7 protein-coding genes are annotated in these 26,847 nt (G+C 68.3%); 6 read left to right on the top strand and 1 reads right to left on the bottom strand.

Annotated features, from left to right (window positions below; all coding sequences use genetic code 11):
• Positions 1–12: 12 nt before the first annotated feature.
• The 3 genes from sdhA to CKO31_RS03395 all read left to right on the top strand — a co-directional run bounded on the left by sdhA (position 13) and on the right by CKO31_RS03395 (position 2,952).
• Positions 13–1,791, top strand: coding sequence for a succinate dehydrogenase flavoprotein subunit (gene sdhA / locus CKO31_RS03405; protein ID WP_200234088.1), 1,779 nt, complete (start codon positions 13–15; stop codon positions 1,789–1,791).
• Positions 1,792–1,948: 157 nt separating this feature from the next.
• Positions 1,949–2,641, top strand: coding sequence for a succinate dehydrogenase iron-sulfur subunit (locus tag CKO31_RS03400; RefSeq protein ID WP_200234086.1), 693 nt, complete (start codon positions 1,949–1,951; stop codon positions 2,639–2,641).
• 20 nt (positions 2,642–2,661) lie between these two features.
• A complete protein-coding gene (locus CKO31_RS03395) occupies positions 2,662–2,952 on the top strand; it encodes an FAD assembly factor SdhE (protein ID WP_200234084.1) in 291 nt (96 codons plus the stop codon).
• Positions 2,953–2,991: 39 nt separating this feature from the next.
• Here the strand turns inward: CKO31_RS03395 and CKO31_RS03390 are convergent, their stop codons facing one another.
• Positions 2,992–3,585: a Uma2 family endonuclease gene (locus tag CKO31_RS03390; protein ID WP_200234082.1), complete on the bottom strand. Its 594-nt coding sequence runs from the start codon at positions 3,583–3,585 to the stop codon at positions 2,992–2,994.
• A gap of 124 nt (positions 3,586–3,709) precedes the next feature.
• Between CKO31_RS03390 and CKO31_RS03385 the strand changes: the two genes are divergently transcribed.
• The 3 genes from CKO31_RS03385 (at position 3,710) to CKO31_RS03375 (ending at position 26,774) form a co-directional block, all read left to right on the top strand.
• Entirely contained in the window at positions 3,710–4,495 is a 786-nt protein-coding gene (locus tag CKO31_RS03385) for a TatD family hydrolase (protein WP_200234080.1), read from the top strand.
• On the top strand, positions 4,492–5,217 hold the full coding sequence (locus CKO31_RS03380; RefSeq protein WP_200234078.1) for a tRNA threonylcarbamoyladenosine dehydratase: 726 nt from the start codon (positions 4,492–4,494) through the stop codon (positions 5,215–5,217). The genes CKO31_RS03385 and CKO31_RS03380 overlap by 4 nt, the downstream gene beginning before the upstream one ends.
• A gap of 440 nt (positions 5,218–5,657) precedes the next feature.
• Positions 5,658–26,774 (top strand): DUF7933 domain-containing protein, encoded by a 21,117-nt coding sequence (locus CKO31_RS03375; RefSeq protein ID WP_200234076.1) that lies wholly within the window; start codon positions 5,658–5,660, stop codon positions 26,772–26,774.
• Positions 26,775–26,847: the final 73 nt, after the last annotated feature.

Raw genomic sequence — 26,847 nt, 5'->3', positions numbered from 1 at the left:
CTGGAGGTCCGCATGCCCATCCCTCATCGCCCAATTCCGCATCGCAGGTTCGATGCATTGATTATCGGCGCCGGCGGCGCCGGGCTGAACGCGGCGCTGCGCCTGGCCAGCGCCGACCTGCGCGTCGCCGTGGTGTCCAAGGTGTTCCCGACCCGCTCGCATACGGTGGCAGCCCAAGGCGGCGTGAATGCGGCGCTCGCTAATGTGCTGCCGGACGACTGGCACTGGCACATGTTCGACACCGTCAAGGGCTCCGACTACCTGGGCGACCAGGACGCCATCGAGTACATGTGTCGTGAGGCCATCCCGACGGTCTACGAGCTGGAGCACGCCGGCGTGCCCTTCTCCCGCATCGACGACGGGCGCATCTACCAGCGCGCCTTCGGCGGGCAAAGCCAGGATTTCGGCGGCGACCAGGCGGCGCGCACCTGTGCGGCGGCCGACCGCACCGGCCATGCCATCCTGCACACGCTGTATCAGCAGAACGTGCGCGCCCGCACGCACTTCTTCGATGAATACTTCGCCATCGATCTGATCCGGGACGAGGAGGGCGTCGTACTCGGCGCCCTGGCGCTGGAGATCGAGACCGGCGAGACCTTGGTCATCGAGGCCAAGGCGACCCTGCTGGCCACCGGCGGCCACGGCCAGGTGTTCCGCACCACCACCAACGCCTTCATCAACACCGGCGACGGCATGGCCATGGCGCTGCGCGCCGGCGTGCCGCTGATGGACATGGAGTTCTACCAGTTCCACCCCACCGGCGTCGCCGGCAAGGGGATGCTCATCACCGAAGGCGCCCGCGGCGAGGGCGGCTACCTGATCAACGGCGACGGCGAGCGCTTCATGGAGCGCTATGCCCCGCGGGCGCTGGACCTGGCGAGCCGCGACGTGGTCGCCCGCTCCATGGTGACGGAGATCCGCGAGGGCCGCGGCTGCGGGCCGAGCAAAGACCACGTGATGCTGCGCCTGGACCACCTCGGCGCCGACGTGGTCCACCACCGCCTGCCGGGCATCACGGACATCTGCCGGGTATTTCTCGGCCTCGACCCCGCCGAGCAAGGCATCCCAGTGTTTCCGACTGCGCATTATGCGATGGGCGGCATCCCAACGGACCGCTATGCCCGGGTTGTCGCCCCGGCGAGGCACGGACCGGAAGAGGTGGTCCCCGGGCTCTACGCCGCCGGCGAGTGCGCCTGTGTCTCGGTGCACGGCGCCAACCGCCTCGGCGGCAACTCGCTGCTGGACATCCTGGTGTTCGGCCGCGCCGCCGGCACGGATATCCTGGACTACGTCGCCGAGAACCCCAACCACAGGCCCATGCGGGAGGCCGACATCGAGCCGGCGCTGACCCGCCTCGGGCGCTGGGACCGCACCGGCGAGGGCGAGTCCGTGGCAGCGGTGAAGGCCGATCTGCGCAAGCTCATGGAAGACCACTGCGGGGTCTTCCGCGAGGACGCCACCATGGCCGAAGGGGTCGAGAAGCTCAAAGCCCTGCGCGAGCGGGTCGAGCGCGTGCGCCTGCAGGATCAGAGCCGGATCTTCAACACCGCCCGCATCGAGGCGCTGGAGCTCGACAACTTGGTGGACGTGGGCATGGCGACCCTGATGTCGGCCTATCACCGCCAGGAAAGCCGCGGCGCCCATTCCCGTGTGGATTATCCGGAGCGCGAAGACGAGCAGTGGATGAAGCACAGCCTCTACGCCCGCGACGGCGATCGCATGGACTACAAGCCCGTGCGCACCAAGCCGCTGACGGTGGAGAGCTTTCCGCCGAAGGCGAGGGTCTATTAAAGGCAGGGCTGAGGGCTGAGGGCTGAGGGAGGGCGCCGCCTGTCTTTCGCCGCCGCCCCTCAGCCCCGGGCCCTCAGCCCTTTTCGCGCCAGGCCGGCGCCGGACAGACGCGCTTCACCGATCCGCTTAATGACGCGAAAGCCAATCGAGAACAACGATGCAGATCAGCATTTACCGTTACCACCCCGAGCAGGACCAAAAGCCTCGCATGCAGACCTACGAGGTCGAGGAGCAGCCGGGCATGATGCTGCGCGAGGCCCTGCTCGCCATCAAGGAGCAGGACGAGACCTTCGCCTTTCGCCACTCCTGCGGCGAGGGCGTGTGCGGCTCCGACGGCATGAACGTCAACGGCACCAACAAGCTCGCCTGCGTCACGCCGGTGTCGGAGCTGAAGCGCCCGATCCAGGTGCGCCCGATGCCGGGCCGCCCGGTGATCCGGGACCTGGTGGTCGACATGACCCAGTTCTACGAGCAGTACCGCAATGTCCAGCCTTATCTCATCCGCAAGGAGCCGCTGCCGGAGCAGGAGATTCGCCAGTCGCCGGAGGACCGGGAGAAGCTGGACGGCCTCTACGAGTGCATCATGTGCGGCGCCTGCTCCACGGCCTGCCCGTCGTTCTGGTGGAATCCGGAGAAGTTTCACGGGCCGCAGGCCCTGCTGGCGTCCTGGCGTTTTCTCGCCGACAGCCGCGACCAGGCCACCGAGGAGCGCCTGGATGCACTGGAGGGGCCCTACAAGCTCTTCCGCTGCCACACCATCATGAACTGCGTCGAGGTCTGTCCGAAGGGCCTGAACCCCACCCGGGCCATCGGCAAGATCAAGGACCTGATGCTCGAGAAGTCCATCTGAGCCCGCGCCGGCACGCTGTCATGGATCCAACCGATGCCGCCACCGCCGAGATCACGACGCATACCGCACGTCTGCGCTGGCAATGCCGGCGCGGGATGTTGGAGCTGGACCTGCTGCTGAGCCGGTTTCTGGAGGTGGGCTTCCCGGCGCTGGACGCTGCCGGCCGCGCAGACTTCGTGCGTCTGCTGGGCTATCAGGATCAAATCCTGCACGACTGGCTCATGGGCCAGGCGGTGCCGGCGGATGCGGCCATGCGGCGGCTAGTCGGGCAGATCCGGGCCGCGATGCGCGACGATGCGGCGGTGTTGTAGCAGGCGGCGCGTCGCAATGGGCGCCGGGCACGCCCGCCGTCAACCCACCTGTGGCGGCAGACGGGATACCAGCTCGTCCCAGCGGATGCTCACCTCGGGCAGCGCCGCTACGGGCGTCTCGCCGGCCAGCTCCTGCACGTCGGGCTTGCCGTAGCCCGCAGGCCCGAGCCGGTAGACGGTGACCATACGGTCGCCCGGGTGCACCAGCCAGTATTCGCGTACACCGGCGCGCTCGTAGACGCGGCGCTTTTTCACATGGTCGTGGCTGGCCGTACTGGGGGAGAGGACCTCCACCACCAGATCCGGGCCGCCGCGCACGCCGCGGCGATCGAGCTTGTGCTCTTCGCACACCACCAGCACGTCCGGCTGCACGACGGTGTCGATGAGCTCGTCCGCCTCGTCCCCCTTCGGCAGGCGCACGTCCACCGGGGCGATGTAGACGCGGCAGGGTTTGTCGTCCAGCGCTAAACGCAGCTGCAGATACAGCTCTCCGGCGATGTCCTGATGCTCCAGCGTCGGCGCCGGCGCCATCAGGTAGGCGACGCCGTCGATGAGCTCATAGCGCACGTCCTCGGGCCAGGTGACGTAATCGCCGTAGGTGTGGTGCTCGGTATCGCGTTGCGGCAGTCCCATGGGTCGCCTCCGTGGTGTCTGTCGGGCCGGCGCAGGGCAGCGGCGGGTGCAGTAGGATTGGGGCGCTGTGCGCCGGTCGTCCGCGCTCGCGGGTCATCTTAGTGCCTCGCCCCATCGGTCAACAATGCACCTGATCGACACCCACTGCCACCTAGACGTCGCCGATTTCGATGCCGACCGCGATCGTGTGCTCGCGCAGTGCCGGGTGCAGGGCGTGGGCGATATCGTGGTGCCGGCCATCGAGCGCGCCGGCTGGCCGAAGCTGCTGGCGCTCTGTGCCGAGCATGGCGAGCTGCACCCGGCACTCGGTCTGCACCCGGTGTTTATGGACCGCCACGGCGATGCCGACCTGCCGGCGCTGGAGGCCGCACTGGCCGAGCAGCCGCCGCTGGCCGTCGGCGAGATCGGCCTCGATTTCGCGCTGGAGCAGGACGCCGGCGCCCGCGAGCGCCAGCGTGAGCTCTGCGCGGCGCAGCTCGCTATTGCCGCCAACGCCGGACTGCCGGTGCTGCTGCACGTGCGCAAGGCCCATGACACCATGCTCGGGCTGCTGCGCCGGGCCGGTGTCCAGGGCGGCATTGCGCACGCCTTCAACGGCAGCCTGGAGCAGGCGCGAGCCTATCTGGACCTCGGCTTCAAGCTCGGCTTCGGCGGCATGCTCACCTTCGAGCGCTCCGCCAAGCTGCGGCGGCTGGCGGCGGCGCTGCCCCTGGACGCCCTGGTGCTGGAGACGGACGCGCCGGACCTCACGGTCGCCTCCCACCGCTACCAGCGCAACAGCCCCGAGTACTTGCCCGAGGTGCTGACGGCACTCGCCGAGGTGCGTCAATCCGAGCCCGCGGAGGTCGCGGCGGCCACCACCGCCAACGCCCGGGCCGTGCTCGCCCTGCCGGCGCCCGCGGCCGCGTGAGCCCGGATAATCCCCTCTGCGAGCGCACGGCGATCCTCATCGGCGCCGCTGGCTGCGAGCGCCTGGCGGCGGCCCATGTGCTGCTGGCCGGGCTCGGCGGCGTCGGCTCCTTCGCCGCGGAGGGCCTGGCGCGCGCCGGCATCGGGCGGCTCACCATCGCTGACTTCGATGCGGTGGCGCCGTCCAACCTCAACCGCCAGCTCTGCGCCCTGCGTAGCACCCTCGGGGCCAAGAAGGCCGAGGTCGTCGCCGCACGCATCGCCGACATCAATCCGGACTGCCGGCTGAGCATTCGCGATGATTTTCTGAGCGTCGATGCCATGCCGGCGCTGGTGGGCGAGGGCGCGTTCGATCACGTTGCCGATGCCATCGACAGCCTGAGCAGCAAGGTGGCCCTGCTGGCCGCGGCGCTCGAGGCCGGTGTCCCGGTCGCCGCCAGCATGGGCGCCGGCGGCCGTCTGGACCCTACGCGCCTGCATGTGACGGACCTGATGGACACCCGCGAGTGCGCGCTCGCGCGCGCAGTGCGCAAGCGCCTGCGCCGGCAGGGTCACGATCGCGGCGTGCTGGCCGTTTGGTCCGATGAGCCGCCGCTGGCGCCATTGCCGCCGGCCCCTTCGGTCCGCGGGCGCGACCGCGCCGTCAACGGCACCATCAGCTACATGCCTGCGCTGTTCGGACTCACGCTCGCGGGAACGGTCGTGCGGCGGCTACTCGAATAGCCGCGGGTAACCGCCTGCTCGCGGCCCGGCTGTGACGCTCTTCTGCCCAACCCAGCCGTCGCATCAGCTTGGCGTAGGCGCCGGCGAGGGTCTCGTCAATCACGGTGGCCTTGCCGTGGGGTTGCGTGGTCCCGTGGGATGGAGGATCATCACGCGCCGTATAGGGGGATCACCCTAGGGGCCTTGGGGGCTTCTTGGCAGGGGGGTGCCCAAAGCGGGCGACAAGCTCGCACCACGGCATAGGCGAGATCATCATGTCTCAACGGGCTCGTGCGGTTGTCGTCGCCCTTTGGCGGCTGTCCCTGGCTCCCCTCCTGGCTCCCCCCGGGGCTCCCTCCGGGACTCCCCTGACACCGCGGGTAGAGGCCCCCTCCCTCGCCGAGCCGCCGCTCCCCGCCCGACCGAGACCACACCGTCTTTGGCTCTTCGGCCTGCTGTGGGTGCTCTCCGGCGCCGCTGCGGCCACCACCACCATCAACCATGGGTTCAGCCCGGCGACCATAGACCAGGGCGACGCCTCCAGTTATCGCATCACCGTCGCCAACGACGCCCAGGTCGCGCTGACCGACGCTGCGGTGACGGTACTGTTGCCGTCGGCCATCGTCATCGCCGACCCGCAGTCGATCGGCACCAACAGCTGCGGCTTCACGGTGAGCGCCGCCGCGCCGGGCACAAGCCGGGTCTATCTCACCGCCGGCACCATCCCGGCCAGCACCGGCGCCGTCGACGGTATTTGCGAGTTCGAGCTGGGCGTGCGCTCGGTCACGCCGGGCAATCACGTCGCCAACATCCCGGCCAATAGCACGCCGGATGCGAGCACCGCCGGTTACCGGGCGCTGGAGAGCGGCACGCCGGTGTTCAACAGCACCGACGCCAACGCGACGCTGTCGGTCAGCGGCTTGCAGCCGCCCACGGGCGGCAAGTCCTTCACGCCGTCCCCGGCCATCGCCGGCGATGCGACCCGGCTGAGCATCACGCTGAGCAACCCAAACCCGGGCGCGAGCATCCCGCTCACCAGCTTTACCGACACCTTGCCCACCGGCATGGTGATCGCCGACCCGGCTGACGCCAGCAGCAGTTGCAGCGGCCCCGGCGCGGTGGACGGCAGTCTTGCAGCCGGCGTCGGCGGTGACAGCATCACGCTCACCGGCGGCACCATCGGCGAAGGAGGCAGCTGCACCATCGGCGTCGATATTGTCGCCGAGGCCGTCGGCAGCTTGACCAACAGCCTGGCCGAGGGCGCCATCGGTAATACCCGCGGCCTCACGAGCCCGGCCTTCTCCGCCGACCTGACGGCGACAACGCCCATCGGTGTCAGCAAGTCCTTAGGTGCAGACCTGATTCCGGCCGGACAGCCGGTGCCGATGACCATCGGCATCGCCAACAACAGCCTGACCGCGCCGCTCGACATCACCAGCTTCACCGATGACCTGACCGGCACCACGCTGCTGATCCGCGACACCCTGAGCAGCCCGGCGGCGCCCGCCAACCCGACGGTCACCTGTACCGGGTCCGGGGCGGTCAACGGCAGCCTGGGCTACATGGCGGATACCGAAGACACGGCCCTGACGCTCACCGGCGCCATCGCCGGCCCCGGCGGTACTTGCACCATCAGCGCCTATGTCACCTCACTGGTCGACGGCGAGCACACCAACGCCATCCCGGCAGATGCGGTCCAGAATCCCGGCAACTTGCCGAGCCCCGCCGCCAGCGCCAGTGTCACCGTCAATGCAGAGTTGACGGTGGACAAGTCGGTCTCGCTCAGCAATGTCGCCCCGGGGCAGTGGACGCGCTTCACGGTGACCATCCGCAACTGGTCCAGCGGGCCCGTCGACAATGTCAGCTTCGTGGACGACCTGCCGGCCGATGGCGGCAACCAGATGGTGCTGCGCGGGAGCAATCCCGTCAGCAGTGTCGGCTGCCAGGGCGGCACCTTCACCGGCGCGGACGGCGAAACCCAGCTCAGTTGGTCCGGCGGCACTATCGTCGCCGGTAGCGGCCTCGATCCGGGGGTCTGCACCGTCGTCTTCGATGCACGCCTGCCGGCGGATGCACCGAACGGGCTGACTTTCACCAACCAGATCCCGCAGGGCGGCATCTGCGGGGAGGATGTCGACGGGGAGCAGATCTGCAACACCGGCCCAAGCCCGGCCGTCAATACCCTCAGTGTCAATTCCGTCGCCGTCAATAAGTCCTTCAGCCCGGCCAGCATCCCGCAGGGGGGACAGTCCACCCTCACCATCCGCATCCGTAATCGGGTGGTGGAGCAGCTCACGGATGTGGACCTCACCGATACCCTGCCGGCAGGGGTCACGCTGGCCGCGAATCCGGCCGTCACCAACACCTGCGGCGGGACGCTCCAAGCCTTTCCGAATACGGGTGAGCTGATCCTGACCGGGGGCAGCGTTGCGCCGCGGCCGGATGCGCAGGAGTCCAGCGACTGTGCGATCACGGCGCAGGTCACCGGTACCCTGGTGGGCAACTACCAAAACGTCATCACGCCGAGCGATTTCAGCTCGTCAGCGGGCTCGATCCCGGCGAATGTGACAGCGACCCTCGGTATCGACACCGGTCTGTCCGGGACCAAGGGCTTCACCCCGACTGCGGTGGTGCCCGGCGGTAAGGCGCGGGTCAAGGTCACGCTGCTCAACGGCTTCAATGGCGTGCTCACCAATGTCTCGGTGACCGATCCGCTCGACGCCGGACTGACCGTTGCCAACCCGGCCAACGCCAGCACCAACTGCGCCGGCTCGCCGAGCCTGGTCGCCAATCCCGGCGCTGCCAGTGCCGAATTGCTCGGGGCGACCCTGCCGGCCGGCGGCAGTTGCGATTTCTTCTTCGATGTTCGCACCAGCGGCACCGGACCCTGGAGCAACACCATCCCCGCCGGCAACATCACGAGTGCCGAGGGGCCGGTCAGCACGAGTGCCATAAGCGCAACGTTGGCGCAGGCGACGGCAGAGCTGAGCGTCAACAAATCCTTTGACCCGGTCATCGTCACCGGCGGTGTGCCCTCGCTGCTGCGCATCGACCTGATCAACCCCTCGGCCATTACCATGGAGGGGGTGGGCCTCACCGATACCTTCCCGTTCGGCATCGAGGTCTACTCGGTGCCCGATGCCAGCACCAACTGCCCGGGCGGACAGGTCACGGCGATCCCGGGCGACAACAAGGTGGTCCTGTCCGGCGCCCGAATTCCGCCGGACGCAACCTGCCAGGTCTTCGTGACCACCACCTCGGTGAGCTTCCTCAACCTGACCAACAGCATCGCCGCCGGTGCCGTTGTCACGGATCAGGGCTACACCAACCCGGAAGGCACGGTGGCCACGCTGTCCACCCTGCAGGGCCTCGGCGTCACCAAGGGCTTTTCGCCGGATGTGATCGGTACCGGGCAGACAGCGCGGCTGCGCATCCGCCTCATCAGCACCCTGGACCCGAACTCCGCCACCCCGCGTGAGCTGACGGGTGTGAGCTTCACCGACGAATTGCCCGACGGCCTGTTCATCGCCGCTGCGGCGAATCCCGCCACCACCTGCGCCGGCAGTGGGCCCGGAAGTGCTCCGGTCATCGATACTTCCAACGCTGCCGAGCACGGCGTGATCACGGTCTCCCAAGCGACTGTTCCGCCCGGCAGCAATTGCCTGATCGAGCTGGATGTCCGGGCAGACGCCCTCGGCGCCTACACCAACATCATTCCGGAGCGGGGTGTCGTCAGCGATCAGGGCGTGCTCAATGAGTCGCCGACGCAATCGACCCTCAACGTTGTCGAGAGTCCGACCATCGCCAAGGCCTTCGCTGCGGCGTTCCGCAACCCCGGCGAGCCGAACCGCCTCACCGTCACCATCAACAACAACGACCCCACGCTGGCCCTCACCGGCGTGGCGCTGACCGACACGCTGCCGGCGGGCCTGGCCATTGCCAGCCCAACGAATGCGGCCACGACCTGTAGCAATGGTCAGATCGTTGCCAGCCCCGGAGAGGCCACGCTGGAGCTGATCGACGCCACCCTGGCAACAGAGAGCAGCTGCACCTTCTCGGCCGACGTCGTGGGCAATGACCCGGGCGAGTACACCAACTTCATCGACGCCGCGACGCTCCTGAGCGACCAGGGTCTGACCAATACCGGCACCGCGCAGGCAACCATGGGGGTCGGCGCACCGCCCGCCATTGCCAAGGCCTTTGCGCCGGTCGGCATCGCACCGGACGCGACCGCTACCCTCACCATCACCCTGACCAACCCCAACGCCGCGGCCATCAGTCTCACCGAGCCGCTGATCGATGCGCTGCCCGGCAACCTGTTCGTCGCCGCCCAGCCGAACGCCGGCACCAACTGCGGCAACGGGGCGGTCACCGCCGCCGCCGGCGGCATCAGCGTGACCCTGGACACCGGCGCGGAGATCCCGGCCGGGGGCAGCTGCACCGTCACCGTCGACGTCACGGCCAGCGAGGAAGGGCTGTACGAGAATGTCATCGCCGCCGGCCAATTGCAGACCACCACCGGTAGCAACCAGGCCCCGGTGACCGCCAGCCTGGCGGTCTCGCAGACCGATCCGTTGGTGCCGCCGACGGTGGGCAAGTCCTTCAGCCCGGGGACCATCGCGGCCGCTGACACGGCCACGCTCACCCTGAGCCTGGGCAACCCGAACGCCAGCCCGCTGACGCTCATCGCGGACTTCATCGACACCCTGCCGAGCGGCGTCGCCGTTGCCGATCCGGCCGACATCGGCGGCAGTTGCTCGGGCAGCGTCACGGCGCCCGTCGGCGGCGACAGCATCACCTACGCCAGCGGTGCGCAGATCCCGGCCGGTGGCTGCACCATTACCGTCGCGGTGACGTCCGATACCGGCGGCAGCTACACGAACACCATCCCCGCCGGCGCCCTGGACACCGACGGCGGCGCCAACGGCGACCCCGCCAGCGCCGGGCTCGTGGTGACCACACCGACGCCGCCGACGGTGGAGAAGGCCTTCGCGCCCAATACCATCAACCCCGGTGATGTCGCCCGCCTGACCATCGGCCTCGGCAACGCCAACAACGCCGCGATGACGCTAAGCGCGGACTTCGTCGACACCCTGCCGGCCGGTGTCACTGTCGCCGACCCGGTCGACCTCGGCGGCACCTGCACCCTGAGCAGCGTCACGGCGAGCGCCGGCAGCAGCACCATTACGTACGCCAACGGGGCGGAGATCCCGTCCGGCGGCTGCACCATCGCCCTGGATGTCACGGCGAGCGACAGCACCGCCTCCCCCTACGTCAACACCATCGCGGCCGGTGACCTCCAGACCAGCGTCGGCAACAACGGCGCCGAGGCCACGGCCAGCCTGTTCGTTAATCCGCCGCAGCCGCCGAGCCTCAGCAAGTACTTTTCGCCGTCCGGCATCGTCGTCGGCGGCACCTCCACCCTGACTCTGTCCTTCGGCAACGGCAATCTGGCCGGCACCACGCTGACGGCGGACCTGGTGGACACGCTGCCGTCCGGCGTTGTGGTTGCGGATAACCCCAACATCCAGGCGACCACCGGCTGCAGCGCCGGCTCGGTGTCGGCGAGCGCGGGCGGCAGCACCGTCACCGTCCAGTCCGGCGCGCCCATCCCGGCCGGCGGCTGCTCCATCTCGGTGGACGTGACCTCGAGCGCGCCCTCGGAGAGCGGGCACCTGAACAGCATCGAGGCCGGCGCGCTGCAGACCGGCTTCGGCAACAACGCCGTCGCCACCAGCGCAAGGCTCAAGGTCAGCCCCCTCGGCATCGCCAAGGCGGTGGACAGCGGCACCGGGCCCTACGCCATCGGCGATGAGGTGACCTACACCGTCAGCATCACGGTGCCGGCCGGGATCGACACCCTGAACCCGTTCGTCGTGCAGGACCTGACGCTGACCGATGCGCTGCCGGATGGGCTGGAGTATCTGACCGGCAGCTATGTGCTGACCCAGAGCCCGGACCTGGACTATGCCGGCCCCTTGCCGTCGGACTTCATCGTCGATGGCAGCAACCTGACGGCGAACCTGGGCACGGTCACCAATGCCAGCGGCGAGGCGCAGACCTTCACCATCGGCTACAGGCTGCGGGTCGAGGACATCCCGGGCAACGTCGCGGGCACCGACCTGACCAACACGGCCACCGTCGGAAGCGCCGATACCACGAGCACCTGGGACGACGACGCCACCGTCACGGTGGGCGAGCCGGCGCTCGGCATCGTCAAGGCGATCTCGCCCGACACCGACCTGACGGCGGGCGATGAGGTCACCATCACCCTGACCGTCACCAACAGTGGCAATGTCCCGGCCTTCGATGTCGTGGTCGCGGACATCCTGAACGACGGCACCGACAACGACCTGTTCGACCTCGCCGCGGCCGGCATCAGCGACACCAGCACCGGCACCGGCGCCGACGACTTCGACTTCGCCTATGTCGAGGGTACCGGCACCGTCACCTACACCGCCAAGGACGGCGTGAGCCTGGCCGCGAACGGCGGCCAGGTCATCTTCACCTTCACCGCGACAGTCGGCCCGGACATCCGCACCGGCTGGACCTACAGCAACGCGGCGAGCGCCGTCGGCAACAGCCAGGACGGCGGCACCAACGGGCGGGAGACGCCCCAGGCCGACTCCAACACCGCGACCGTCAGTACCGGCGTCGGCGCTGTCTCTAAGGTGATCGACACCAGCTCCGAGAGCTGGACGACGGGCTCCCAGCTCGCCATCGGCGAGGTCGTCACCTATCGCCTGAGCTATACCGTCCCGGTCGGCGAGATCGTGAGCCCCCTCGACGCCGCGATCTTCGCCGACGCCCTGCCGGCCGGGCAGCAGTTCCTGACCGGCACGGCGAGCATCCAGGCCTCCGCCGACGGTGTTGTCACCGCCGACTTCGGCGCGGTGCCGACCAGCCCGACCGCGGTCGCCCCATCGGTCGCCGGCCAGGATCTGGGCTTCGATGTCGGCACGGTGTCGAACACCGGCACGGCGCCGGCACAGGTGGTCATTCTCTTCGATGCCCTGGTGCTGAACACGTCGGACAACAACCACAACGACAGCAAAACCAACACCGCGACGCTCAACTACGTCAATCGCGACGACACGACTCAGTCGCAGACAGACACCCAGCAGACGACCGTCGTCGAGCCGCTGCCCGCGACCACCAAGTCCGCCTCCCCGACCACCGCCAGCGGCGGCGATACCGTCACCTTCACCGTGGTGGCCAGCGCCGCGACCGGCAGCAATCGCACCCGTCTGTGGGATGCCGTGGTCACCGATACCCTGCCGGCGCGTTATCAGAGCCCCATGCTCACGGACGCGGAGCTGAGCCGCGGCAATGTCGATGTCACGAGCTGCGGCGGCTTCGTCGGCCAGACGCTGACCCTGACCATGGACTGCCTAGCCGCCGACCAGCGCTACCTCGGGCCGGGCGAGAACATCACGCTGACCTATACCGCGACCCTCGACCCGGCCATCGACTTCGAGGAAACGGTCACCAACACCGCCGAGCTGCAAGGCACCAGCCTGCCGGGCAGCAACGGCACCGGCGATGCGACCCCGGGCGCCCCGGACAGCGACACCGGCGAGCGCACCGGCTCCGGCCAGAACAACACCAGCGGCCAGGCGGTCAACGACCTCAGCGCCACCGACAACGCGACCCTGACCGCGAACCGCCCGAGCGTCACCAAGACCGTCGGCCAGGATGCGCTACAGATCGGCGCCACCACCACCCAGACCATCACCGTCTCGGTGCCGGTGGGGCAGACCGACAACTTCGTCATCACCGACGAGCTGCCCGACGGGCTGCGCTACACCGGCACGCCGATCACGATCGATCTGCCAGCGAGCGATTTCTCGACCACCAACAGCCCGCCGACGGAGCCGGGTGCGGACACCGATCCGCTGGTGTTCAACTTCGGCACCGTGCAGAACAGCGCGGCCACCAGCCAAGACATCGTGATCAGCTACGAGGTCGAGGTCGAGAACGTCATCGGCAACCAGCGCAACGCCCAGCTGGTCAACACCGCGACCCTGATCTACAGCGGCGCAAGCCAGCCCTTCCCGGCGGACGATGCGACCATCACGGTACGCGAGCCGGCGCTGGCGCTCAGCAAAACCATCACCGACGGTACGCCGGCGGTCGCGGGCGACGAGGTCAGTTATCAGCTCACCGTCAGCAACACCGACGGCTTTGCGACCGCATACCAGACGGACCTGACCGATGTGCTCCCGGCCGACCTGCTGGGGGCCAACGGCGGCGCTGGTCCGTACTTCGCCAATGTTGCTGTGGACAACGACAGCGACGCCGTCGTCAAGAGCGATGGCGGAGATCCGCTGACGGCCGCCGATGCCGATCAGACGACGGCGAGCGATACCCTGGCCTGGCCGCTCTTCGACCTGCCGCCGAATACGACCCTGACCATCACCTATACCGCCACCGTCGTCGATGGCGCGGTGACCGGCGCGATCCTGACCAACAATGTCGAAGCCGCTTACAACAGCCTCCCGTTCGGCAGCGACGGCCGCAACGGCAGCGATGTGCTGGACGACACCGACGACACCCAGCTCAACAACTACGGCCAAACCACCAGCCGCGACCTGACGCTGGATGCCAACATCGCGCTGCAAAAGACCCTGACCACGGGCCAGCCGGATGCCAACTTCGCCATCGGCGAAGAGGTGCTGTTCGATGTGAAGGTCTCGCTGCTGGCGGGCGTGACCAACAACGTCGTGGTCACCGATACGCTCCCGGACGGTCTTCAGTTCCTCGAGCTGGTCGGCATCAATGCCGAGTCGGGCATCAGCTACGACGGCGCCGGCACGGCGGTGGAGAACCCCACCGGCACCGTGACCGTGGATCTCGGCAACGTGACCATCGCGCCCGCGGTGGCTGACAAGTCCCTGACCCTCCAGCTCAGGGCACGGGTCGACAACATTGCGTCCAACCAGAACGGCGTGGACCTCACCAACGGCGCCGAGGTCACCAGCGACATCGGCACCGCGTCCGATTCCCTGGATGTCACCGTCGCCGAGCCGGTGCTGCAAGTCACCAAGACGCCGGATACCACCGTGCCGGCCCTCGGCAACCAGGTCACCTACACCGTCGAGGTCAGCCACACGGCGGCGAGCACCGCCGACGCCTACCAGGTCGAGCTGACCGACCTGATCCCGACCGGCTTGACCTACCAGACCGGCTCGACGACGGGTCAGGCGAGCGTCGATGAGAGCGATCCCGCCGCACCGGTCTTCACCCTCGGCCAGCTCGCGAACGGCGACACCAAGACCTTCAGCTACCGCGCCGAGGTCGATCTCGACGCCGTGGTCGGCAGTGCGCTGCAGAATGTCATCGACGGCACCTTCGCCAGCACCGCGGACGCCACCGGCGCGCCGGATAGCGGCCGCACCGGCAACGACGGCGCGGGCGGGCTCAACGACTACGTCTTCGACACCACCGCCGACGTAACACCGGCGACCACCGCCTTCCTGTACCCGGTCAAGACCGTGGCCTTGGTCGTCGACGGCGGCACCAGCGGGCAGGTCGACCCCGGCGACACGCTGGAATACACCATCGCGCTGAGCAACGAGGGCGCCGACGCCACTGGCGTGGTCTTCACCGACCCGATGCCGGCGAACACCACCTATGTCGCCAACAGCGCGACGCTGGACGGGAGTCCGGCCGGGACCTTCGCGAGCAACACGCTGACCATTGACATCGGCGACCTCGCCGCCGGCGCCACGGCCACCATCACCTTCCAGGTCACCGTCGACGTCGGTACCCCGGATGGGACCGTGCTCAGCAACCAGGGCTCGGTGGACTCCGAGCAGACCGTGCCGACGCCCACCGATGCGGACGGCGTGCGCGACAACGGCTTCGAGCCCACCGACATCCCGGTGGGCGGGCAGCCGGCGGTGCAGAGCCCGCTCTACGCCGAGAAGCGTGTCGTCCTGCTCACCGACGTGGCGGGCAATGGCGTTGTCAATCCCGGCGACACCCTGCGCTACACCCTGGTGCTGACCAACAACGGCGATGAGTCGCTGACCAACGTCTCGCTGACCGACACCATCCCGACCGGCCTGACCTATGTCGCCGGCACTGCCAGTGCGACCGCCGGCAGCGCCGACATCAGCGGCCAGTCGCTGGACTGGACGCTGTCGCCGCTGGCCGCCGGGGATTTCGAATTCCTGGTCTTCAACGTTGCGGTGGACAGCCCGCTGCCCGGCGGCGTGACCGACTACACCTTCGAAAACCAAGGCGCCACCGACTCCGACCAGACCCAGCCGGGCGACACCGACGGCAACGGCGACCCGAGCGACGGCTTCCAGTCCACCGAGATCGACGCCACCACCGGCAGCGGCGCACCGCTGCTCGACGTGCAGAAGCGCTGGAGCCTGGCCGAGGACGGCAATGGCAACGGCCTCGCCAACCCCGGCGACACCATCGGCTATGTCATCAGCGTGATCAACAGCGGCTCGGCGGCAACCGTCGATGCGCGCTTGAGCGATGTCATCCCGGCTAATACCGCCATCGTGCCCGGCTCCGTGACCACCGACATCGGCGTGGTCACCGGCACCGACCCCATCGCCATCAACCTCGGCAGCCTGCTGCCCGGCGAAGTGGCAACGGTACGCTTCCAGGTCACCATCGACGGCGGTGTCGCCGGCGGCACCCTCATCGAGAACCAAGGCACCGTCAGCGGCGCCAACTTCGCTGACGTCCTGAGTGACGACAACGGCAACCCCGCCGACGGACGCAACCCGACCCAGACCCCGGTGGTGGACGGCGACCCGAGTGTCGGTACCCCCGGCGGTCTGACCAAGACCCTGGACGAGACCTCCGAGGCCGCCAGCACCGGCACCGATGTGCTCATCGGCGAGGTGGTGACCTACCAGGTGGGCGTGCAGGTGCCGCCCGGCACCCTGCGCGAGGCCCAGATCGAAGACGTCCTACCCGCCGGCCTGGGCTACCTGCCCGGCAGCGCCAAGCTCAGCCGCACCTTCACGACCGGCCTCAACGCGGCGCAGAACCCCGGCGACATCAACGCCGCCGCCAGCGACGTGTTCGTGGATCTGATCGACGGCAGCGAACTGCAACAGGACGGCCAGACCCTGAGCCTGCTGCTCGGCGATGTCATCAACTCCGACGCCACGGCCGCCACCTACACGCTGCAATATCAGGCCGTCGTGCTCAACGCCGACGCCAACGTCGCCGGCACCACACTGGCGAACGCCGCCACGCTGCGCTGGCTGACGGCCTTGAATCAACCGGCCAGCCTGACGCCGGTGACTCAGACCCTGACGGTGCTGGAGCCGGGGCTCGTCATCGCCAAGACCGCCGATCCTAGTGTGATCGTGCCCGAGGGTACGACCACCTTCACGCTGACCCTGACGCATCCGAGCGGCGGCAATCGTGCCACCGCCTACGACGTCCAGCTGACCGACCTGTTCGATAACTGGGACAGCATCGACCCGAGCAGTATCACCACCGCACCCAGCGGCGGTGTGAGCGCTGTCGACACCAGCGCCAGCACCACCAGCGAGCTGAACGTCAGCGTCGGCACCTTCCCGGTGGACGGCCAGCTCGTCATCACGGTGGAGGCCACCGACAACGGTGTGCGTGACGACTTCGTCGACAACACCGCCAACCTCACCTGGACCAGCCTGCCGGGCGATCAAGGCACCAACGACGCCACCCCGGGCGCCCCGGGCGAGGCCGACGGCGAGCGCACAGGCAGTGGCGTTGCCCCCAACAACTACGCCGACAGCGCCACCGAGCGGGTGCGAGTCGTGGACGTGAACTTCGTCAAGGACCTGGACAACGCCCAGACGCGCTATGCCATCGGCGACGAGGTCGAGTACCGCGTCACCGTCACGCTGCCGCCGGACCTGGATGACTTGGACAAAGTGGTCCTGGAGAACAGCGTTGTCACCGACGTGCTCGACGCCGGGCTGGTGTATGTGACCGGCTCCCTGGACGCGACGCTTCAGGATAGCGACATCACCGCGGACCCGGCGCTGCCGACGGACTTCACGGTATCCGCGGATACGCCGGAGCCCGGGGAGACGACCCTGACGCTCGACGCCGGCACGCTGACCAACACCAACACCACCGAGGCCCGCACCCTGGTGCTGACCTACCGCGCGCGCGTCGCCGACGTGCCGGGCAACATCGCCAATCACACACTCGACAACGCCGCGACGTTCGACTTCCAGGTGCAGGGCAATCCGAGCGCCGAGCAACTGAGCGACGCCGAGCAGGTGCAGGTGGGCGAGCCGGACATCACGCTGGTCAAGACCATCACCAGCCCGACCACCAATCTGGACGCGGGCTCGACGGTGAGCTTCCAGGTGGTCGCCAGCAACGGCGGCACCACCGTCGCCTACGACACGGTGCTCGGCGACACGCTGCCGACGGGGCTGCGCGACATTGTCAACCTGCAGGTGACGGCGACCAGCGGCGGGGCGGCCACGCCGACCTTCAGCACCTTCACCGAGGGCGACCAATCGTTCGCCAGCGACGCCTTCGACCTGCCGGTGGGCGGCTCGGTGACCATCACCTTCGACGCCACCCTGACCGACGACGTGCAGCAGGGCCAGACCATCCAGAACCAGGTGCTGGCCGCCTACGACAGTCGCACTGGCGATGACCCGAACCAGCGCACCTACAGCGCCGACGACCTCTCGCCGGTGATCACCGTCAACGCGGAGGTGACGCTCGACAAGGCCTTCCATCCCGACGCGGGAACGACCGAATACACCATCGGCGAAGAATTCGAGTACCGCCTGACGCTGGGCATCATCGAGGGCGTGACCCGCGCGGTCAGCGTCGTCGACACGCTGCCGGACGGGGTGACCTACCTGAGCGCCTCGGTCGGCCTCGGCAACACCGGCATCATCATCGGCAACCCGGCCAGTCAGCCGACGGACGTCACTGGCCAGGTGCTGACCTTCAGCCTCGGCGACATCACCAACCCGACCAACGGCGTCGCCGACGACGACGTCATCACCATCGACATCCGCGTGCGGGTGGACAACATCGCCGCGAACGTCTCCGGCACCGTCCTGGGCAACAACGCCCATGTCGACTACACCGACGGCCAGGACGACGCGCAGCGGGTGGACTTCGACGCCGATGCCGGCACACCCGGTATCCAGCCGCTGGACGCGACCCTGGTCGAGCCTGCGCTCGAGCTCCAGAAGACCGCCGATCGCGCCAGCGTGGCGCTGGGCACCGAGGTGCTGTTCACGCTGAGCATCGACCACACCGTGGATAGCGGTGCGGATGCCTTTGAGCTGGTGGCGGTGGACAGTCTGCCGGCGGGCCTGACCTATGTGGACGGCTCCGCGAGTACGGCCCCAAGCAGCGTCACCGGCGACAGCAGCACCGGGCAGGAGCTCACCTTCGAGCTCGGCAGCCTGACCGAGGCCGCCGGCCAAACCGAGGTGACCTTCCGGGCGCTTGCCGAGCGGGACTTGGTCATCGACCAAGCCGTGACCAACGCCGCGAGCCTGACCTGGGCCAGCCAGTCTGGGGCCACTGGGGCGGCGGACAGCGGGCGCACCGGGCCGCTGGACGGCAGCGATACGCTGAACGACTACGAGAGCACCAGCCAGACCAACGTCACGCCGACCACTCCTGCCTTCCTGTACCCGGTCAAGACCGTGGCCTTGGTCGTCGACGGCGGCACCAGCGGGCAGGTCGACCCCGGCGACACGCTGGAATACACCATCGAGCTGACCAACGAGGGCGCCGACGCCACGGGCGTAGTCTTCACCGACCCGGTCCCCGCCAACACCACCTATGTCGGCGGCTCGCTGACCAGCGATGTCGGCACCGCGGACGACTCAGGCGCGCCGAATCTGCAAGTGGACATCGGCGACCTCGCTGCCGGCGCCACGGCCACCATCACCTTCCAGGTCACCGTCGACAGCGGTACCCCGGATGGGACCGTGATCAGCAACCAGGGCTCGGTGGACTCCGAGCAGACCGTACCGACCCCGACCGACGCCGACGGCGTGCGTGATAACGGATTCGAGCCCACCGACATCCCGGTGGGCGGGCAGCCGGCGGTGCAGAGCCCGCTCTACGCCGAGAAGCGTGTCGTCCTGCTCACCGACGTGGCGGGCAACGGCGTCGTCAATCCCGGCGACACCCTGCGCTACACCCTGGTGCTGACCAACAACGGCGATCAGGACCTGACCAACGTCTTGCTCACCGACACGATCCCGACCGGCTTGAGCTATGCCGGTGGCAGCGCCAACGCGACCGCCGGCACGCCCACCGTCAACGGTCAGTCGCTGAGCTGGTCCGTGCCTACACTCGCTGCCGGCGACTTCGAGATCCTCGTCTTCAACGTCGAGGTCGATGACCCGCTGCCCGGCGGCGTGACCGACTACACCTTCGAAAACCAAGGCGCTACCGATTCCGACCAGACCCAGCCGGGCGACACCGACGGCAACGGCGACCCGAGCGACGGCTTCCAGCCCACCGAGATCGACGCCACCACCGGCAGCGGCGCACCGCTGCTCGACGTGCAGAAGCGCTGGAGCCTGGCCGAGGACGGCAATGGCAACGGCCTCGCCAACCCCGGCGACACCATCGGCTATGTCATCAGCGTGATCAACAGCGGCTCGGCGGCAACCGTCGATGCGCGCTTGAGCGATGTCATTCCGACCAATACCGCCATCGTGCCCGGCTCCGTGACCACCGACATTGGCGTGGTCACCGGCACCGACCCCATCGCCATCAACCTCGGCAGCCTGCTGCCCGGCGAAGTGGCAACGGTACGCTTCCAGGTGAGCATCGACGGCGGCGTCGCCGGCGGCACCCTCATCGAGAACCAGGGCACCGTCAGCGGCGACAACTTCGCTGACGTCCTGAGTGACGACAACGGCAACCCCGCCGACGGACGCAACCCGACCCAGACCCCGGTGGTGGACGGCGACCCGAGCGTCGGCACCCCCGGCGGTCTGACCAAGTCCCTGGTCGAGACCTCCGAGGCCGCCAGCACCGGCACCGATGTGCTCATCGGCGAGGTGGTCACCTACCAGGTGGGCGTGCAGGTGCCGCCCGGCACCCTGCGCGAGGCCCAGATCGAAGACGTCCTACCCGCCGGCCTGGGCTATCTGCCCGGCAGCGCCAAGCTGAGCCGCAGCTTCAGCACCGGCTTGAACGCCGCGCAGAACCCCGGCGACATCAACGCCGCCGCCAGCGACGTCTTCGTCGATCTGATCGACGGCAGCGAACTGCAACAGGACGGCCAGACCCTGAGCCTGCTGCTCGGCGACGTCATCAACTCCGACGGCGCCGCGGCGACCTACACGCTGCAATACCAGGCGGTCGTGCTGAACGCGGCCGACAATCTTGTCGGAACGACACTGACGAACCAGGGCACGCTGCGCTGGCTGACGGCCGTGAATCAACCGGCCAGCCTGACGCCGGTGAACCAGACCCTGACGGTGCTGGAGCCGGGGCTCGTCATCGCCAAGACCGTCGATCCCGACGTGATCCTGCCGGACGGCGAGACCACCTTCACGCTGACCATCACCCATCCGGACAACGGCAATGGCGCTCCGGCCTACGATGTGGTGCTGACCGACCTGTTCGACGAATGGGACAGCATTGACGCGGCCGGCATTGCGCTGACCCCGAGCGGCGGCGTCCTGAACGCCGACAGCAGCACCAGCACGGACAATAAGCTGAACGTCACCGTCGGCACCTTCCCGGTGGGCGGGGAGCTGATCGTCACCGTCATCGCCACCGGCGACGGTGTGGAGGGCGAATACTTCAACAACACCGCCAACCTCACCTGGACCAGCCTGCCAGGCGAGCAGGGCACCAACGACGCGACCCCGGGCCAGCCCGGCGAAGGCGACGGCGAGCGCACCGGCAGCGGCGGCACCAACAGCTATGCCGACAGCGACACAGCGCAGGTGCGCGCCGTGGCCGTGGCCTTCGACAAGGACCTCGACAACGCCCAGGCACGCTATGCCATCGGCGATCTGGTCGAGTACCGCGTGATCGTCACCTTGCCGCCGGACGTGGATGACCTCGGCAAGGTGGTCCTGGAGAACAGCGTCGTCACCGATGTACTCGACGCCGGGCTGGTTTATCTGCCGAGCTCCTTCAGCGCGACCCTGCAGGACAGCGATATCACCTCCACCGAGCCCCTGACCGGCTTCACTGTCGAGGACGACACGCCGTCCGCCGGCCAGACGACCCTGACCCTCGACGCCGGCACGCTGACCAACGCCAACACCACCGAGGCCCGCACCCTGGTGCTGACCTACCAGGCGCGCGTCGCCGACGTCGCCGGCAACGAGAACAACCAGGTTCTCGACAACGCGGCTCAGTTCGACTTCAAGCTGCGCGACAACCCCAACAACGAGCAGCTGACCGACGCCGAGCAGGTGCAGGTGGGCGAGCCGGACATCGACCTCGCCAAGACCATCACCAGCCCGACCACGAACCTGGACGCCGGCTCCGTGGTGGACTTCCAGGTGGTCGCGACCAACAACGGCACCACCGTCGCCTACGACACGGTGCTGAGCGACACGCTGCCGACGGGCTTGCGGGACATCACGAGCCTGGAGGTGAGCAACACCAGCGGCGGGGCGCCGACGCCGACCTTCGCGGGCTTCACCGACGGGGACCAAGCCTTCACCAGCGACCCGTTCGACCTGCCGGTGGGTGGCTCGGTGACGCTCACCTTCAGCGCGACGCTCACCAACGACGTGCAGCAGGGCCAGACCATCCAGAACCAGGTGCTGGCGGACTACGACAGCCGCAGCGGCGATGACCCGAACCAGCGCAGCTACAGCGCCGATGACCTGTCGCCGATCATCCCCGTGGATGTGCCGGTGACGCTGGACAAGGCCTTCCACCCCGATCCGGCGCAGACCGAGTACACCATCGGCGAGGAATTCGAGTACCGCTTGACGCTCGGCATCATCGAGGGCGTGACCCGTGCCGTCAGCATCGTCGACGAGCTGCCGGCCGGCGTCAGCTTCCTGGAGGCGACGGTCGGCCTCGGCAACACGGGCATGAGCACCGAGAACCCCATCGGTGTGAGCGATCAGCCGACCACGGTGGACGGGACCAACCTGACCGGCGAAACGCTGACCTTCGACCTCGGCGACGTCACCAATCCGACCAACGGCGTCGGCGATGACGATGTCATCACCGTCGATATCCGCGTGCGGGTGGACAACCTGGCCGCCAACCAGAACGGCGACACACTCGGCAACTTCACCCACGTCAACTACACCGACGCCGACGACCAGTCGCAGCGGGTGGACTTCGACGCCGATGCCGGCGAAACCGATATCCAGCCGCTGGAGGCGACGGTGGTCGAGCCGGCGCTGGAGCTGACCAAGACCCCGGACCGCACCAGCGTGGCCCTGGGCACCGAGGTGGTGTTCACGCTGAGCATCGCCCACACCGGCGCCAGCGCCTCCGATGCCTTCGACCTGGTGGTGGCGGACACCCTGCCGGCGGGCCTGACCTATGTGGACGGCTCCGCGAGCCCGGCCCCGAGCAGCGTCAGCGGCGACAGCAGCACCGGGCAGGAGCTCACCTTCGCGCTGGGCAGCCTGACCACGGCCGCAGGACAGACGCAGGTAACCTTCCGGGCGCTTGCCGAGCGTGACCTGGTCATCGACCAGGCCGTGACCAACACCGCGAGCCTCACCTGGGCCAGCCTGGCCGACGCCACCGGGGCAGAGGACAGCGGGCGCACGGGGCCGCTGGACGGCAGCGACACGCTGAACGACTACCAGAGCACCAGTGAGTCCGACGTGACCCCGAGCACCGACGCCTTCATCGATCCGGTGAAGACGGTGACCTTGTCCAACGACTTGGAGAGCAACGGCCAGGTCGATCCCGGCGACACCCTGTCCTACAGCATCGTGCTGGAGAGCCAGAGCCCGGACGTGACCGCGACGAACGTGGTCTTCACCGACCCGATCCCGGTCAACACCACCTATGTCGGCGGCAGCCTGAGCACGACCCAGGGCAGCCCCGACGACAGCGGTGATCCGCTGGTGGTTAACGTCGGCGACATGATACCCGGCGCGACCGTCACCATCGGCTTCGACGTGACGGTGAACAGCGGCGTCGCCGACGGCACCATCATTGCCAACCAGGGCTCGGTGGTCTCGGACCAGACGGTGCCGACGCCCACCGACGACGACGGCGTGCGCGAGCCCAGCCCGTCGCCCACCGAGATCCCGGTCGGGCCGGCCACGGCCAATGCGCTCTACGTCACCAAGACGGCGACCCTGACCAACGACACCGTCGCGCCCACCGGCACCATCAACGAGGGCGACGAGGTCACCTATCAGATCGTGCTGCGCAACACCGGCGCCAGCGACCTGACCAACCTGAGCTTCAGCGATACGGTCCCGAGTGGTCCGAGCCCGACGGGCATGAACGTCACTGCCATCACGACGACCCAGGGCACGGCGCCGAGCGCGACCAACAGCATCGTCATCGACGACATCGGCACCCTGGCGCCGAACGGGACGGTAGTCATCACCATCGTCGGCACCGCCAACGGCACCGGCACCGTGAGCAACCAGGCATCCACCGAGGCCAGCGAGCTAGACGAGCCGGTCCTGAGCGATGGCGATGACGACCCGACCAACGGCGAGCAGCCCACCGACTTCCCGGTGCTGGCCGCCGGCGACAGCGGCGAGCCGGTGCTGGCACTGGACAAACGCGCGGAGCTGATCGGCGACACCAACGGCGACGGCTATGCCAACCCCGGCGAAACCCTGCGCTTCGTGGTGACCCTGCGCAACACGGGCAGCATCGCGGCGACGGATGTGCAGTTCAGCGACGACCTGGACGCCACGCGCGGCACCTTCCTGCCGGACAGCCTGGCCATCAGCCAGGGCGTGCTGCTGGACCTCGGCCCGCCGCTGCGGATCAACATCGGCACCCTGGCACCCGGCGCGATCGAGACCGTCTCCTACCTGGTGACCGTGGATTCCCTCGGCGGCAGCCTGGGCCTGCTGATGCAGAACATCGCGACCATCCAGGACATCGACGATCGCGAGGCCGAGGCCTCGGCCCAGGTGCCGATCCTGGTGCCCCAGGCACCGATCTCAGACCCGGCGCGCAACACCGTCATCGGCAACCGCGTCTGGCTGGACGAGAACGGCGACGGCGTGCAGGACGCCGGCGAGGCCGGCATCGCCAATGCCCTGGTGGAGCTGTATGAGGCGGGCCAGACCCCCGGCGTCGATACCCCCATCGCAACCATGTTGACCGACGCCGACGGCGGCTACCTCTTCGAAGTTGACCCCGGCAGCTACCTGGTGGCCGTCGTGCCGCCGGCCGGCCTCGACCCGACCTTCGACGAGGACGGCACCGCCACGCCGGACCAGATCGACAACATCACGGTGGATGCCGGCGATGAGCACCTCACCGCGGACTTCGGCTACAACTGGGTGCCGCCCACCGACAGCACCAATCCGCCGCAGGGCGCGACCGGTGCCATCGGCGACCGCATCTGGAACGATGCCGACGGCGACGGCGTGCAGGACCCAGGCGAGGCCGGCATCGGCGGCGTCTCGGTGACCATCCTGTACGATCCGGACGGCGACGGCGTCTACGACACGCCCTACACCGCGGCCACCGACGCCGATGGCAACACCATCACAACGGGCACCACGACCACCGATGCGAGCGGCAACTACATCTTCGACAACCTGCCGTCCGCCGGCTATGTCATCGAGGTGGTGCCGCCGGCGGGCTTCGACCCGGCGCCGACCGGCGATCCGGACAACGACGGCGACAACACCAGCCTGCCGATCCCGCTGGCGCCCGGCGATGTCTTCGTCAACGCCGACTTCGGCTATCAGTTGACCGGCGGCGGCAGCGCCATCGGTGATCGCATCTGGCTCGATGTCGACGGTGACGGCCTGCAGGACGGCGACGAGCCCGGCATCGCGGGCGTGACGGTGTCGCTAGTTGATCCCGACCTGGGTCAGGTGATCGCGACCACGACCACGGACGAGAACGGCGAGTACCTGTTCCCGGGGCTGGCGGACGACACCTATCAGGTGTTCGTCGATGACATCGCCAATGTCCTCGGCGAGCAGGCCCAGACCGCTGATCCGGACGGCACACTGGACCGCCGCAGTACGGTGACTTTGACCGGCAGCGACAACCTGGATCAGGACTTCGGCTTTGCCCCGAACGGTGCGGCGCCGGGTGTTGGCTACATCGGCGACACCATCTTCCTGGACACCGGCGACGGTGCCGGCGGCCCGCCGGATGGACAGTATCAGCCGGGCGAGGGGCTGGAGGGCGTGCGCGTCGACCTCTACGACGGCAGCGGCCTGGTGATCCGGGCCACCACCTACACTGACGAGAACGGCTTCTACGGCTTCGGCGACCTGGATGCGGACGCCACCTACCAGGTCCGGGTGGACACCGACACCCTGCCCGGTGCCGGAGCGGACCTGACCAACACCGTGGATCCGGACGGCAATGGCGACAGCCGGTCGGTGCGGGATCTGGCGCTGATCGGTCCGGTCGACCGCGCCGCCGACTTCGGCTATCAGCCGGCGGTAGCGAACCGGATCGAAGGCACCATCTGGGCGGACAATAATGCCGACGGCCTGCTCACCGACGGTGCCGGGGATACCCCGGACGAGACCGGCAACGGCTTCGACGGGGTTACCGTGGTGCTCCACAGCGACCTGAACGGCGACGGTGTCATCGACGGTAACGACCCCATCGTCGCCCAGACCACGACCGACGCCGACGGCAGCTACAGCTTCCCGAACCTGCCGAACGGCGACTACCTGGTCCAGGTCACCGACAATGACGGGCTGCTGTCCGGCTATTGGCACTCCACTGGGCCGACCCCCGGCGCGAATGACAACAGCCAGGCGACGCCCTACGCCGTCTCGCTCAGCGGCGGGCAGGTCAATGACACCGCAGACTTCGGCTACTACCGCACCCTGGCCGCCGTGGGCAACCGCGTCTGGCTGGACATGAACGACAACGGCATCCAGGACCCGGGCGAGCCCGACGCCGACGACGTGCCGGTGGAGCTGACCTTGACCTACCCGAACGGCGATGTCGTCAGCGTCTTCACCCGCACCGACGAGAACGGCTTCTATTCCTTTGCAAACCTGCTCGCCGACGAGCAGTTCAACGGACTCGGAACAGCCGGCGCCGGCGGCGATACACCGCTGCATGAGATCAGCATCATCCCGCCCTTCGGCTATGAGCCGAGCCCGATCGGGCAGGGCACCGATCCGTTGCTGGACTCCAACGACCCCGCCGGCACCGAGGCCATCGTCTTCCAGGGCGAGGACGACGTGACCGCCCAGCCCGATCCCGCGGACGAGACGCCATACGCCGGCTACGACTTCGGCTTCTTTGCGACCTGCACCGCCATCTGCGATGTGAGCGACGATGCGGCGGTGAACCGGATGGATCTGATGCTGATCTTCCGCCAGCGCGGACAGCGTGTGACACCGCCTGGCCTGCCCAACAGCGGCGATTGCAACCGCGACGGTATAGTCAGTATCAACGACGTGCGCGCCTGCCTGCGCTTCCAGACGCCGTGATCTGGTGTCACCGCCCGGTCCGCGTGCTTCGCTGCGAAGCTCCGGGCCGGGCCAGGCGCCTGCCGGCTGGAAT

It is taken from the genome of Thiohalocapsa halophila, from assembly GCF_016583825.1.
GTDB classification, from domain to species: domain Bacteria; phylum Pseudomonadota; class Gammaproteobacteria; order Chromatiales; family Chromatiaceae; genus Thiohalocapsa; species Thiohalocapsa halophila.
Note: the sequence above shows the minus strand (reverse complement) of the source record. Positions and strands in the feature narration are given on the sequence as shown.